The sequence below is a fragment of the Deinococcus apachensis DSM 19763 genome (genome assembly GCF_000381345.1).
GTDB classification, from domain to species: Bacteria; Deinococcota; Deinococci; order Deinococcales; family Deinococcaceae; genus Deinococcus; species Deinococcus apachensis.
On the sequence record NZ_KB906403.1, the window covers coordinates 177,152 to 190,615 of the forward strand.

Genomic DNA, 13,464 nt, shown 5'->3' on the forward strand with positions numbered 1-13,464 from the left:
GCCGGTTCATCCCCACGCCTGTGGGGAACGCGGGCGCGTGGTTCATGCGGGCACCTCCTCGCGCGGTTCATCCCCACGCCTGTGGGGAACGCGCCCCCACGCGGCGGTTGCCCTCGCGGATGGCCGGTTCATCCCCACGCCTGTGGGGAACGCCCACGATGGGTGCGAGGGCGTCCCAAACGGGCCGGTTCATCCCCACGCCTGTGGGGAACGCCCCCGAGGCCAAGACGCACCCGTGCCTGGTGCCGGTTCATCCCCACGCCTGTGGGGAACGCCCAACGCCGGGCAATGTTAAATCCTCGCACCACGGTTCATCCCCACGCCTGTGGGGAACGCTCTGACCCCAACATCGCTATGTCGGCCAGAAACGGTTCATCCCCACGCCTGTGGGGAACGCCACGAGTCGGGCCGCCGTCGTGATCGCGTCGCCGGTTCATCCCCACGCCTGTGGGGAACGCGATCTTCATCCTCTCGGCCCCAACCCTGAGTTCGGTTCATCCCCACGCCTGTGGGGAACGCGGGAGCCCGGAAGTCCTGCAGGCCCTGAAGCGCGGTTCATCCCCACGCCTGTGGGGAACGCGTTCCAGCATCTTCGGGCCGCGCTCCGCGAACGGTTCATCCCCACGCCTGTGGGGAACGCACTCCGCGAATACGTGGCGGATCGGTGTTTGTCCCCCCGGAGGTGTCCCCGGGGGGAGCGCCTTCGCATCACAATTTGTCATCGTCCTCAGGAGGGTCGTACTCCCCCTGCAATTCTGAATGACGGGCGTTGCGAACGGCAACGAGTTGGAAGCCGTCGAGGGTGACGAGGGTGCGGTGGGGGTCGCCGTGCATCCGGATGGTGAAGCCTTGCTCGTTGTTCGCGCGGTACAACTGGGTGCAGCGCCCGGTCCGGACGTGTTGCACGACCTTGTCCCAGAGGAGGTCGCGGACGAGGGCGGTGGCGTTGCCGACGTACACACCGGGTTGAACTTCGATCAGCCAGCGGCTGAGTTCACCCCGGAGGCTGGAGGGCACGGCTTCGAGGGTCATGACGATCATGCGTGGTTGATGCCCCCCCGCACGTCGCCCTCAGGGTCCCAGAGGTCGCCCGGGGCGGTGGGATCGGGGTCCTCTGAATTGCCGCCGAGGAGATGGTGGAGGTCGGCGGCCATGCGTTCGAGGAGGCGCAGGTTGGTCATGTGGTCGCGCAGGCCGGTACGGACGCGGCGTTCAAGGTCGTCACCGGGGGTGGCAGCCTCGCGGAAGGCGATGGGGAGGACGACCTCGATCTTGTAGAGGTCGGCGAGGTCGTACACGAAGGACAGCATCTTGCCGGTGTGGATGAAGCCGAGGGCGGGGCTGTACCCGGTGGCGAGGATGGCGGCGTGGGCGAGGCCGTACACGCAGGCGTTTCCGGCGCTGAGGGCTTTGTTGAGGGGCGTAGCGCGGCCCCAGTCGCTTTGTTTGTACTGGCGCTGCTCCCACCGCACCCCGTAGGCGTGGCTATAGCGGGCGTAGGCGTCTCGGACGCGCGCCCCCTCGTGGCCGCGGATCTGGGCGAGGGTGAGCCCCTCGGGGAGGCCCTGGGGGAAGCGCAGGGTGTACATCTGCCGGACGACGTTCAGGCGGGTGGTGGGGTTGGCCCACAGGCGGGCCTGTTGCTGGAGGCGCAGGGCGCTGCGGGTCTCGCCGATGCCGCTGGCGTAGAGGCGCACCCCGCCCTCCCCGACCCACAGCAGGGAGCAGCCGGTGTCGGAGAGGGCTTTGACGGCCTCATGGCTGACGCTGCAGCCGGGGCCGAGGAGGAGAACGCTGAGGCTGGCGGCGGGAAGAGTGAGCATGCCTTCGGGGTGGTACGCGCGGACGCCACGCCCGTCCTGCTCGAGCCGGGTGTGTTCGAGGTACAGGTAGGTGGTGCCGTCGCGGAATTTGGGGAGTTCACGAAGGTTCTGCCGGTGCCAGATGATGCTGCTCCCGGTCACGGCGCGAGGCTGAGGAGGCCGCAGCCTAGGCTCTTGGCGTGCCCCAGGCCCTCCCGGATCGACTGGCCCAGGGCTTCAGGGTTCATGACCTGGAGCGCTCCGTCGAAGGTCACGGTGTGCAGGGTGATGAGTTGCCGGCCCTTGCGCGTGCGGATGCGGCCGGCGCGGATAATGTCCGCGCCGAGGAGATTGAAACCCGCCCGGCCGCCCTGGCGGTCCAGCCACTCGAGTTGTTCTTCGGGCCGGTGCAGGCCATGGCGGGCGCTGTGGCCCTGCTCGTCGCGCCTCCGGACGGTGACGTTTGCGTGGAGCCGGAAATGAAGCACGCGGCCCGGCATGAGGGCGGGCGTGAGATCGAGGGTGCGGACGTCCCAGCCCTGCAGGTAGCCCTCGTCCCGGGCGTTCAGGGCGCCCCAGTCGGGCGGGGTGACGCTCTGCACGAGCAGGGTGGGGGTGGGCTGGTCGGTGTGGGGGTCACGGGTAGTGTCCTGCCGCCAGAGCAGGCGCTCACCGTCGGGGAGGGGCGTGTCGGGGTGCCCGGCACCGGGGAAGGCCCAGCGGAGCGTCTGGTGCAGGGCGTAGGGGCTGCCCAGGTCGCGGGAGGCGTGCCGGTGCCGGTCGTTGAGGAACAATCGCGATAGGTGTAGGGGGGTGGTGACGGTCGTCACGCGGGAACCTCCGGGGCGGGGTGCAGGCGCGGGAGGGGCTCAGCCCACTGCAGGACGTCCCGCAGGGCGTAGCGGCGTTCACTGAAGGGGGCGACCGGGTCGTCGCGTCGCTCGCCGGGTGTGGCGTGAGGCGGTGGGGCGGGAACCTCCCGGACGTCCAGCACGAGGCGGTACGGGGCGGCGTCCTCTTCCGGGCGGCGCAGGGTGGGCGCGTGCCGGAGGGCGTCCAGCAGCTCGGTGTCCCGCAGGGCGTCCGGTTGCCACAGTGGGGTGGAGGGGACGAACGCCTTGCGGCCCAGGCTGAGCGGCCAGTAGGGGTTGCGCAGGGCGGCGTGCAGGTCGCGCAGCAGGGCCGGGTCGCCGTGCAGGGCTGCCCAGAACGCCGCGTCAGACAGGTAGGCCCGGCGCGTGAGGCTGGTGCCCGTGCCCCGCTGCCCCGGGTACAGTTGCGCGGTGTGGTAGTCGTGCATCAGGAGGCCCGGGCGATCCACGCGGACGCCGAAGGCCAGGGCGCTCAGGTGCGTGACCGGCGCGGCCCGGTCGATGCCCAGTGCGGCGGCACACAAGCCCAGGACACCGCTCTTGCTGGGTTCCGCTTCCGTGTCGCGGTCGTCGAAGCGGCTGCGGGTGCCCCAGGACTGCAGGGGGCCAGCCAGGGGAATCAGGAGGGTGTTCACCCCCGCGCTGCCTTCAAGGTCCCCAGGATGGCCTGGGCGTCCGTGACCGTCGCGTCGATCAGGGCCTTCACGCTAGGGAGGGCGTCGCCGAGAGGCGCGAACGCCTGCTCATCCACGACGTTGACGTACCGGGAACGGCCCTCGTCCCCGAAGATGCCGTCCTGCCGCTCCTTCTCGCGGCTCAGGGCGTCCATGCTGGGCCGCATGAATCCCTCCTGTTCCCGCACAGCCTTCTCGAACGCGTTGGCGAGGTTGCGGGGCGAGGCGTTCTCCCGCACGACCTGCACCATCAGGCCGGGCGCGTTGTGCGCCGCGAAGGTGTTCTGCTTCCCGGTGGGCGCGGAATAGATGCTCGCCTCCAGGAACGCCCGCAGGCCCCGCGCGGCGAGGTCCACGTCCCCGCCCAGGTTCTCCAGCAGCTTCTGCAGGTCCACGCAGGCGTAGCGGTAGTACGTCGCGCTCCCGAACTCCACGGTGCCGAGCATGTCGGCCCCGGCGGTGTCGGTGGGCTTCAGGTCATCCACAGCGGTGTAGAAGTCGAACTCCCGGCCCCGCATGGCGTGCGTGCTGAGGGCGTGCGCCACCTGCGCCGCCGCGTCCGCATTCTTCTCGGGTAAGTTGGCGAGCATCCTTCCAAACAGTGCCACGTCCACCGCGTTGCCACCGTTTGCATTTTCGATTAGGCAATCTTCCAGATCAGCCTTACTGGTCTTCGCTGGTTTGTATTTGTCCGCCGAGAACACATCGAACTCCCGGTGAATGTATTGAGCGAGGTTCTCCAGCTCCTGACGGCCCAGAAAGGCTAAATACTCCGTCTTGCTCTCTTTTGTGATCTTGATCTGTTTCTGGGTTCCCATCGTCTGTAGAGCGTTCTCTGCCGCCCGTTTGGCCTGAGCCATGTCCCGACCAAGTTCAATCAAGCGGTTGGCAATATGTTCGTGGGCGCGTTTGGTGCGCTCACCCAGTTGGTCTGGATGCACCGTGCCCCGCGTGCGGAAGTCCATGCGCATGGCCCGCTTGAAGCTCTGCGAGCTGACCCGGGCGCGGCGCGTGCCGCCGAAGTACGCGTCCTTGGGGCTGCCGGTGTCATCGCGGTTGAGGTTGCTGGGCGCGAAGTTCTGCAGGTAGTGGAGTTCCAGAAGGGCTTTCATAGTGTTTCTCCTTCGTCCTCGTCCGGGACAGTGGTGTCGAAGAGGCTGGATTGTGGGCGGGTCGGTGTGTTGGTCTTGGTAGCTGTGGGTTTGTCAGTGGTGATGACGCGTTCGGCGGTGCGGTAGAAATCTTTCGCCCAAATACGACGCAACCTTGCGCCCCTCTCGGGGTGTTCCCACAGGTCTACGTCTCTCAGCAGTTGCACCCAGTCGGGTGTGCGGCCGTCCGCTTTCAGCAGCGTGACCGCCTGACGTAGGGCATACGGCAGGGCGTCCATGTCGGCGTCCAGCAGGGCCAGGAAGCGCTTCTCGGTGCTGGGCCGCTGCTCCTGCGCGAGGTACAGCGCTCCGAATGTCTCCCCGAGGGTCGGGCGGTGTTCCGGCGCAGGGGTGGGTTCGTTGCTCTCGTCCGGGCGTTCAATCAGGGAGTACAGGCCCGCCACGAGGGCTAGCGCGCGCCACTGCCGGTCATGCCTCACGTCCAGGCCGGAACGCAGAAAGACGCCTTCCAACCACGGCACACTCTGGCCGGGCGTGTCGTCGCCCAGTGAGCGGCGCAGTTGCGCGAGCTGCCCACGGTCCAGGCGGGAGAGGTTCAGCACCAGCCGCTCAAACGGCGTGGCGGTGGATGGGATGGTCGTCATGATGGGGAAACCTCCGCTCGATGGGTGGCATGCAGGGCAGATAGGGCGCGTGCCAAGATCGCCTGCGGGCTCGGCTGGTATTTGCCGTCCGTGCGGCGTGGGCGGAAGGCGTAGCCCAACACCGTCCCGTCTCCGCCCGCCCCCTGGAGGTTCATCGCCCATGCGGCCCGGGCCTCTCGGGCCACGCTGTCACGCCACCCAGCCTCCGCTTCCTGCGGGGCGTCCAGCGCCGAGAGGAACATCCGGAACGGGGCTTCCAGCGCCGCCCAGTACGACCCCAGGCCGGGAAGTGTTTGCGTGAGGTCCCGCACGTCGTCCTTGTGCGGCTCCCGCTCCCCACCGCGCGAGAGGACTTCTACCGCGAGCCGCTGAGTAGCGCTTGTCAGCGCTGCTGCCACTAATTTCGCTTCCTTGAAGGCCGTATCTATGTATTTGCCGCCCTGTTCCCAGTCCTGAAGGAGAGTGATCGGCATGGCATAAGACTCATGCCGGAAAGCGGACGTGATACCTGGTTTGCCACCCAGGATCTGACCGAAAACATGCACCTGGACAATGTTCTCTCCGGTGGCTGTACCATTGGCGATACATAGAACGTCAGCCGCGTTCTGAATCGTCAGGGGGGCAAAGCCAGGAACTTTAATGACCTTCCCTTTCGAATCGGCGTACACCTGATCCTGAGGTTCAGGCAGGATGGCCTGCAGGTCGCGCCACGCCAGCCTATTCAGGCTGAGTGTTAGCGGCAGCAATGTGGGTCTGCCCTCCACCGTTTTGGAGACAAGGGCAGCCATCGGTTCGAGTGAGCGGCCTTGGTTGCTGTCCTCGACACGCGCCACCCCACTCCCGTATCCAACAGTCTGGACTTGGTGTGGGTGTATCCGGGCAGGAGTGGCCAGGATGCTCCGCGACAGCCACGTGTAGCGGTCGGCATAGCCCATAGGAACCTGCGGTGCGTCAGAGCGGTTTACTCCCTCAGCCTGCCACTCCCAGACGGCACGGTCGCCTTCGGCCATGTCCGCTGGATACGGAAGGAGGTTCAGACAGAGAGTCTCAAGGAGATTGTTCCCGGTTGGGACGAACAGCGCCTTACTCATGACCGGGCCACCCTGCTGGCTTTCAGACGCACCTGTTACGCGGCCACCCAACGCGAACGACTGATTCTGAGCGAGGAGGCGAGCAATCTGACCCGGTGTCGCAGTACCTACCCAGCCCATCAACGTGGGTTCGACTGCGGACTTGCCTACGACAGCTTCAGCGCGTTTCTTGGTGCCGAAGACGGGTGTGGTGTTGCTGCCGTTCAGTTCCGGGGACAGCAGGCTCCAGTGGTACTGCTCTGGATTGGCCTTATTGGATTTTCCTTGCCAGAAGGGCCGCTCGGGGTGGAACAGGTCGAAGTGGTCGTCCCACCGGGCGAAGTACGCTTCGAGCTGGTCGGTGGGAAATCCGCCCCGGAACCACTCGGCAGCCTGCGCGACGTTGCGGGGGCCCCGCAGAGCGCGGTGCAGCAGCGCGAGCGTCAGGCGCAGCAGGGCCACCGTGACCAGCGGTGAGGGGTCGTCGATACGTCCGAAGGTGTGGGCCTTCAGGACGAGGTCACGCAGGCCGACCTCGTGGACGGGGCCGCCGTCCAGGGGCCGGACGGGAATCCAGGGGTCGTGCAGCAGGTTGAAGGTGGGGATGGGCGGGCTGTTCACAGTTGGCCTCCGTTGGGTCAGGCGGTGTTGCGGGCAGGTGGGACGTCATAGCGGGCTAGGGCTTCACGCAGTTCGGCGAGCCACGCCTCGCGCACATGGGGCGGGGACAGAACTTCAGCGCGGGGACCCCAGCTCAGGAGGAAGGGCATGAGTTCACGGGGGAGGCCGCTGCGGTCCACGCCCGCGCGGAACTCCATCTCGACCGCCCCGTCCCGGCGGATCAGGGTGGTGTTGGGGAAGCCGCCCTCCAAGACGCGGTACGCGGCTTCCGGCGCGAACCGCACCGTGACGGTAAGGGGCTCCTGGCTGCCAATGACGCCCCAGGCGTCACTGAGAAACTGTTTCGGGTCGAAGTTGGGGTCGAGTTCATAGGTATCCTGGTGCAGGCTCAGGTTAGCCATTCTGGAGAGCTTGAACGTCCGCACTTGAGCGCGGCGGCGGCGTTCCAGGCCGATCACGTACGGCGCGAGGTTGGTGCGGCTGATCTCGATGAAGTACACGCACAGTTCGTTGCCGGTTTCCACTTCGCCGTTCGGGCGACGGTAGTCGAAGTTCAGGACCCGGCCCTCCATCCAGGCGGTGGCGACCTGTTCCATCTGCCGCTCCGCGAAGGGTGTGGCGCCGTTGTCGCGCACGCTGGCGTTCAGGGTGTGCCGGATACGTTCCGGGAGGGCCAGGGAGATGCTGTGCAGGGCATGCCGGTAGTGGGTGCCCAGGGCGGGGGAGTGGTGGTGCGCGAGACGGATCGCGGCGTAAGCGGCGAGAGCCTCGGCGGGGCGCAGCAGGGTGCCGTTTCGGGGAATGGAGTACGTCTTGCCCGCGTGTTCCACGACGTCGTGTCCCATGCGGCGCAGGGCGTCAATGTCCCGCTGAATGCTGCGCTGGCCGACGCCGAAGCGGCGAGCGAGGTCGAGGGTGGTAGAGGGCCGCGCCTGAAGTTCGTCGCGCAGGGCGCTGAGCCGCTTGGCCTTGTCCCAGGTTTTCGCCTGGCGGGGGTTCGCGGGGCGTGCGGCAGGGGTGGGGTGAGTGCTGACGGGTGCGGGGTCGCCCATAAGCCCCACGGTACGGAAGGCATGTCTCATCCCTGTCGCACTTTTCAAAAATAGTTACTTGAATTCAAACTACTTTAGTCTCCTTGTAGCAAGTACTGTTCCTGCTCCGTGGCCCAGGGCAGACTGACTCCACTCAGGAACGCAGTCACCGCCGCGCGACCCGGCCGCACCCCCAGCACGTCACTCGTCCAGTGGGCGGCCGGGTCGAGCTGGTACGCGCCCCCCATGGCCCCGACGCTCTCCTCCCAGCCGAGCGCGACCCGCAGTTGTCGCACGACCCGCGACACCCTCTGGGCCGCCTGCCGGGCGTCGCGGGGCTTCCCATCACGGATCACTTCGGTCAGTTCATCGGTGGTCAGGTCGCCGCCCGCCATGACCAGGGCGGTCAGGGTCACCAGTTCCAGGGGTCCCAGCCGCACCCGGCGTCCATTGACCTGCACCACCGGAACACCCAGCACGCGCAGGTGAACGTGCGTCTGCTGGGGACGGGGCAGGGAGTCCGGGCGCCGGTCGGTCGGCAGCAGCGTGAACAATTGCCGGAAAGCGTGGGCTTCCTCGCGCATCCACAACGAGGTGCGCTCCAGTGGGGTCAGCAGGGCCAGGGCCTGCTCCGGGCGACCGGTGCGACGGGCGAGTTCCGCCCGTACGATCACGCCCCGCTCCCGGTCCTCCCGGTCCAGCGGGCCAGTCCGCGCCAGGTGTGTTTCGACGGCCGCAACGTCCAGCTGGTCCAGGCTGACCAGCGCCGCAGCGAGGTCCACATTCACCCAGGATTGGCCGTTCTCGCGGTCCCCCTGCGTGGTGTGCGCCGCCTCCCGCAGGGTTTCCAGCGCCTGCATGGGCCGCCCGGACAGGCGAAGTGTATGTCCCAGGCCGCGCCGCGCCTGCCGGAGATCGTCCTCGTCTCCGCTGACCTGCGCGGCCGCCGCCGCCTGCCGGTACAGGCTCTCCGCCCGTGCCCACTCCCCGAAGACGCGCCGCGCCACCGCCTGCCCGGACAGCGCCCGGCTGCGAAAGCCCGAGCGCAACGCGGCCACCTGCATGAAGTACTCCTCGGCTTCCCCGAAGTGGCCCGAGCGCAGGCAGCTCAGGCCCATGTTGTTCAGCAGCAACGCCCGGTGGTAAGGGGACACCATCAGCCCCAGCGCCTCCGCGTAGGCCAGCATGGCCTGTGCCTCGTTCCCGGCGCGGCTGTGCAGGCCCCCCAGGTCGAGCAGCACCAGCCCACGCGTCCACCCCACGCTCATGTCGAGCGCCTCCCGGAACGCCGCGTCCCAGCCACCCCGGGGGCCGAGACGGTTCAGGGCAAAGCCCTTCATACGGAGCGCGAGTCCCAGCTCACGGTCGGTGAGGTTGGGCCGGTCGCGCAGCGCCGCCTCGGCCGCCTGCAGCGCCTCCGTGAACTCCTCCTGCTGCGTCAGGGCCCACGCGAGGTGCGCCTGCAGGAACCCGGCCTGCACCCCGGCGTCCTGCGCCGCGCGGATCAGGGTGATCACGTCCCCTGGCGTTTCCGCGTTCCCGGTCAGGCGGACTTTCAGGCGCAGCCCCTGCAAGCTGTGAGTGCCCCCCATGCCGCGCAGCAGCGTGGAGGGCGCGCTCGCCTCCAACTGCCGCAGCAGAGTCAGGAGTTCCGCCGCGTCCTGCCCCTCGTTCAGGGCACGTTCGATGGTCAACAGGGCGTCGTCGAACCGCCCCTCCTCCATGAGGGCCAGGATGGATTCCCGCCACGCCCCCCACGGGACGGCAGGTGAGGCGGAAAACCGACGGGCCGGACGCATCGCAAGCAGGGTAACGCCCGGCGTATGGGCACGGACAGTCGCGGGGGCCGGACGCTCAGCCGGGGCCGCCCCCCGTCTTTGCGTCGTCGCCCGCCAGCAGGACGGGAGTGTGGACGTGGAGGGGGGCGGCGAGGAGGGGGCCCAGCGTGGCGAGGAGGAGCAGGGCCGAGGCACAGACGTGGCGGGCAGAACGGAGGTGGTTCATGGGGCACTCCTGGAGGCGCGGCCCGGACCACGGGCACGCGCGGGACAAGGGCTCCCCCAGGCCCCCGTATGACGGGGCCCCGCGTGGTCAGCGTTCAGGAATGGGGAAGCGGGCGGGGGGTGGACGGACAGTTACGTCATCCGCCGCTGCGGACGATCACCGCCGGGAAACGCCCGCTGGGACGCTTCCTTTCGGTGATGCGCGCAGCTTGACCCCGCACCGCGTCCAAACGTGACGCGCGGTTCACGCCGCCAAAATGCGTCCCCGGTCGCCCTTTGCTGGGCGTACCCTCCAGGACATGACCTCTCCCGACACGCCCCCTCCCGGTTCCCCCCAATCCCGCGCCGTGCAGGTCCTGTGGGCCAAAAGCGGCCAGAAGTCAGCCGGAGAGGGATGGCTGCCCGTCCTGCACCACCTGCTGGACGTGGGCGCCTGCGCGGCGGCCATCCTGGAACGCGAACCGGCTACCACCCGCGACCTGCTCGCCGCGGACCTCGACCTGGCCCCCGGGGAGGGCACGGACCTCGCAGTGCGCTGGACCTCCGCCCTCGCGGCCCTCCACGACCTCGGTAAGGCCAGCCCCGCCTTTCAACACAAGGCCGCGCCGCTGGCCGAGCGGGTGTGGAAGGTGCTGCCCTGGCAGGATCACCGCGAGAACACGCCGCACGGCCTCGTCACACAGAAACTCCTGCCGGACCTCCTGACGGCCCGCGGCTGGGCGTCACAGGTGGCGTCCCGCATCGCGCAGGCGGTCGGCTGCCACCACGGGCAGCGGGAGCGGACGCCCCGGGCGCCCGACCGGGGCACCGGCCCCGAATGGCACGGGGTGCAGGACGAACTCGTCACGCTCGTGCTGACCGCGTTCGGGCTCCAGGACGAACCCGCGCCACCCGTCACCGAGTTCGGTGGGGGCGCGTTTATGCGCCTCGCCGGACTGACGAGCTTCGCGGACTGGGTGGGGAGTTCCTTCCCGCTTCGCGGTGACCCCGATCCGCTGCCCTTCACGGATCCCGCCACGTACCTGCAAGGTGCCACTGTCCAAGCCCGTGCCGCGCTGGATGCGATTGGTTGGACGGCCCGGCAGCCCCTCACCCCGCACCCCGGCGCCGTGGATGACACCTTTGCGTTCCTTCCCGGATTCCGCGCCCGGCCCCTCCAGACCTTGCTGGCCGACCTGCTCAGCACCCCGGATCCCCGCCCCGCCCTGATCCTCGTGGAGGCGCCCATGGGCGAGGGGAAAACGGAGGCGGCCCTCTACACGCATCTGCAACTCCAGAACGCCGCCGGACACCGCGGCCTGTACCTCGCCCTGCCCACCCAGGCCACCGGGAACGCCATGTACCGGAGGCTGCGCACCTTCCTGAATCATCAGGCGGCCGGGCGCCCCGATCCGATCACCGTGGACCTGCAGCTCCTGCACGGGGGCGCCTCCATGCAGGGCGACTACCAGCAGGACCTGACCAACACCCGCGCCCGCAGCGACGCGCAACAGGCCATCGACCTGAAGCCCAATACCCGCAAGGACGAGGGCGACATGGTGCGCGCTGCCGAATGGTTCAGCCACCGCAAACGCGCCCTGCTGGGCGAGTACGGAGTCGGCACCGTCGACCAAGCGCTCCTGGGCGTCCTGAACGTCAATCACCAATTCGTGCGGCTGTGGGGCCTCGGGAACCGCGTGGTCGTCCTGGATGAGGTTCACGCCTACGACACCTACACCACTCAGCTTATCCACGCCCTGGTGCGCTGGCTGCGTGCCCTGAACTCCAGCGTGGTCATCATGAGCGCCACCCTGCCCGCGCAGACCCGCCAGGACCTCCTGAACGCCTGGAACGTCACCCCCGACGCCGCCCCCACCTACCCGCGCCTCACCGTCGCGCGCGCGGGCGACCCCACGCCCACGTCCCGGCCTATTCCCGGCCCACGCCGCGCCCAGACCCTCACCCTGCGCGCCACTGACCCTGACCCGGGTGCTCTCGCCGTGCAGGCCGTCACACTCGCCGAAGCGGGTGGCACGGTGACCGTCCTCGTGAACACTGTGCAGCGTGCCCAGGACATCTTCCGGGCCGTGCGCACCCTCCTCGGGCCCCGCTTCCAAAGCATGTGCTGGGGCAGCAAGCATCCGGAGAAAATCGGCGTTCACCTGTACCACGCCCGCTACCCGGCCCAGGACCGCGGCGAACGTGAGGAGCGGGTCCTGCGCTACCTCGGCCCACAACCCGCCACGTATCTCAAAAATGGTACCCGGCACACCGATGACGTGCGCCCGGAACGCTTCATCCTGATCGCCACCCAGGTCGCGGAGCAGAGCCTCGACTTCGACACCGACGTCCTGATCACCGACCTCGCCCCCATCGACCTCATCCTGCAACGCGCCGGACGCCTGCACCGCCACGACGTCAACACCGGAAGGCGCGGCGCCCACGAGACCCCCACCCTGTACGTCGCGGGCCTGGGAGACTGGCCCGAAGCGGCGCTCGACGAATACCAGTGGAAGTACGTCTACGCGCCCGCCCTGATGTACCGCACCTGGCACGCCCTGCAGGGCCGCACCCACCTCACCCTCCCCAACGACCTCGACCCACTCGTGCAGCGGGTGTACGACCTAAACAGTCCCGCCCTGGACAACCTGAGTGAGGAGCAGCAACGCACTCTTCTCAAGGCCGATCGGGCCCTCCAGACCGAGCGGCGCAACCAGACCCTCACGGGTGGTTTGGCCCACATCGGCCAGCCCGACACCTTCCTCGACCTGCCGCCCCAACCCAGCCTGGGGGAACCGGACGGGGAACCCGCGCACGACGATGCGAGCGCCACCACTGACGACACGGCAACTGAAGCGCCCCACTACGGCACCCGACTCGGCGACGACAGCCTCCGGATCGTCCCCATCCACCACAACGGCGCTGACACCCTCGATGAAAAAGGCGACCATTCCGCCCAGATCGAAACCCTCCAGAAACATGACTGGGATACCGCCCGCGCCATCTACGCCCGCAGCCTGCAAGTCTCGCGCCATGACATCGTCCGGCACTACCGTGACCACCCCACTCGCCGTGGCGGTGACCACGCGGGCTGGGCCGCACACCCCCTTTTGCGCGACACCGAGCCCCTCATCCTGATCAATAACCAGGCAGTCATTGGCAAAACTCGTGTCATCCTCGACCCGGAACTCGGGTTGGTCTACGAACGCCTAGAATGACCCCAGGCCCCAGCCCACGCCGCATGAAAATGTAATCTAAATCCGAGGTCACTTCCGGCACCTCCTGTCCCCCGGGACCTCAGAGGTGCGTGTTGCTGGAGTGCGTTCCCCACGCCTGTGGGGATGGACCGAACAGGAACTGCTGCGCGAGTTTCGGGCGGCCGCGTTCCCCACGCCTGTGGGGATGGACCGTCCAGCGAGTACGCCAAGCGCCCAGGCGTCTGGCGTTCCCCACGCCTGTGGGGATGGACCGGTACACCGTCACGGTCAGCATTAGCCGACCTTGCGTTCCCCACGCCTGTGGGGATGGACCGGTGTGGGCGACGATGCCCGACACCATCACGCCGCGTTCCCCACGCCTGTGGGGATGGACCGACGGCCGTGTCAAGCCTGGACACGGACATCCGGCGTTCCCCACGCCTGTGGGGATGGACCGCT

The 13,464-nt window shown here is 68.2% G+C and carries 11 protein-coding genes and 2 CRISPR repeat arrays; of the genes, 1 reads left to right on the forward strand and 10 read right to left on the reverse strand.

All coding sequences use genetic code 11. The features are described from left to right. The first annotated feature begins 2 nt into the window (after window positions 1-2). Window positions 3-640: direct repeats of the CRISPR family, unit length 29 nt; unit sequence CGGTTCATCCCCACGCCTGTGGGGAACGC. A 68-nt stretch (window positions 641-708) separates the two neighbouring features. The 10 genes from cas2e to F784_RS26185 all read right to left on the reverse strand — a co-directional run bounded on the left by cas2e (window position 709) and on the right by F784_RS26185 (window position 9,830). Then, the gene (gene cas2e, locus F784_RS0111610) at window positions 709-1,041 is read right to left on the reverse strand and encodes a type I-E CRISPR-associated endoribonuclease Cas2e (protein ID WP_019586903.1); all 333 of its coding nucleotides are present in this window, start codon (window positions 1,039-1,041) and stop codon (window positions 709-711) included. After that, a complete protein-coding gene (gene cas1e / locus F784_RS0111615) occupies window positions 1,038-1,964 on the reverse strand; it encodes a type I-E CRISPR-associated endonuclease Cas1e (protein ID WP_019586904.1) in 927 nt (308 codons plus the stop codon). The genes cas2e and cas1e overlap by 4 nt, the downstream gene beginning before the upstream one ends. Beyond that, window positions 1,961-2,632: a type I-E CRISPR-associated protein Cas6/Cse3/CasE gene (gene cas6e / locus F784_RS0111620; RefSeq protein WP_019586905.1), complete on the reverse strand. Its 672-nt coding sequence runs from the start codon at window positions 2,630-2,632 to the stop codon at window positions 1,961-1,963. The genes cas1e and cas6e overlap by 4 nt, the downstream gene beginning before the upstream one ends. Then, window positions 2,629-3,309 (reverse strand): type I-E CRISPR-associated protein Cas5/CasD, encoded by a 681-nt coding sequence (cas5e, locus tag F784_RS0111625; RefSeq protein WP_019586906.1) that lies wholly within the window; start codon window positions 3,307-3,309, stop codon window positions 2,629-2,631. The genes cas6e and cas5e overlap by 4 nt, the downstream gene beginning before the upstream one ends. Further along, window positions 3,306-4,460, reverse strand: coding sequence for a type I-E CRISPR-associated protein Cas7/Cse4/CasC (cas7e, locus tag F784_RS0111630; RefSeq protein ID WP_019586907.1), 1,155 nt, complete (start codon window positions 4,458-4,460; stop codon window positions 3,306-3,308). Before cas7e ends, cas5e begins: the two co-directional genes overlap by 4 nt. Next, window positions 4,457-5,104: a type I-E CRISPR-associated protein Cse2/CasB gene (casB, locus tag F784_RS0111635; RefSeq protein ID WP_019586908.1), complete on the reverse strand. Its 648-nt coding sequence runs from the start codon at window positions 5,102-5,104 to the stop codon at window positions 4,457-4,459. The genes cas7e and casB overlap by 4 nt, the downstream gene beginning before the upstream one ends. Continuing rightward, window positions 5,101-6,795, reverse strand: a complete 1,695-nt coding sequence (casA, locus tag F784_RS0111640) for a type I-E CRISPR-associated protein Cse1/CasA (RefSeq protein ID WP_019586909.1) — start codon at window positions 6,793-6,795, stop codon at window positions 5,101-5,103. The genes casB and casA overlap by 4 nt, the downstream gene beginning before the upstream one ends. Before the next feature lie 17 nt (window positions 6,796-6,812). Next, a complete protein-coding gene (locus F784_RS0111645) occupies window positions 6,813-7,847 on the reverse strand; it encodes a helix-turn-helix transcriptional regulator (protein ID WP_019586910.1) in 1,035 nt (344 codons plus the stop codon). A 74-nt stretch (window positions 7,848-7,921) separates the two neighbouring features. Beyond that, window positions 7,922-9,625 carry a tetratricopeptide repeat protein gene (locus F784_RS23035; protein WP_245557839.1) on the reverse strand — a complete coding sequence of 568 codons (1,704 nt, stop codon included), beginning with the start codon at window positions 9,623-9,625 and terminating at the stop codon, window positions 7,922-7,924. A 55-nt stretch (window positions 9,626-9,680) separates the two neighbouring features. Next, entirely contained in the window at window positions 9,681-9,830 is a 150-nt protein-coding gene (locus tag F784_RS26185; protein WP_019586912.1) for a hypothetical protein, read from the reverse strand. A 298-nt stretch (window positions 9,831-10,128) separates the two neighbouring features. On the opposite strand from F784_RS26185, the gene F784_RS0111660 reads away from it, so the two are divergent. After that, window positions 10,129-13,026: a CRISPR-associated helicase/endonuclease Cas3 gene (locus tag F784_RS0111660; protein WP_019586913.1), complete on the forward strand. Its 2,898-nt coding sequence runs from the start codon at window positions 10,129-10,131 to the stop codon at window positions 13,024-13,026. A gap of 102 nt (window positions 13,027-13,128) precedes the next feature. After that, a CRISPR array of direct repeats spans window positions 13,129-13,462; the repeat unit is 29 nt; unit sequence GCGTTCCCCACGCCTGTGGGGATGGACCG. Window positions 13,463-13,464: the final 2 nt, after the last annotated feature.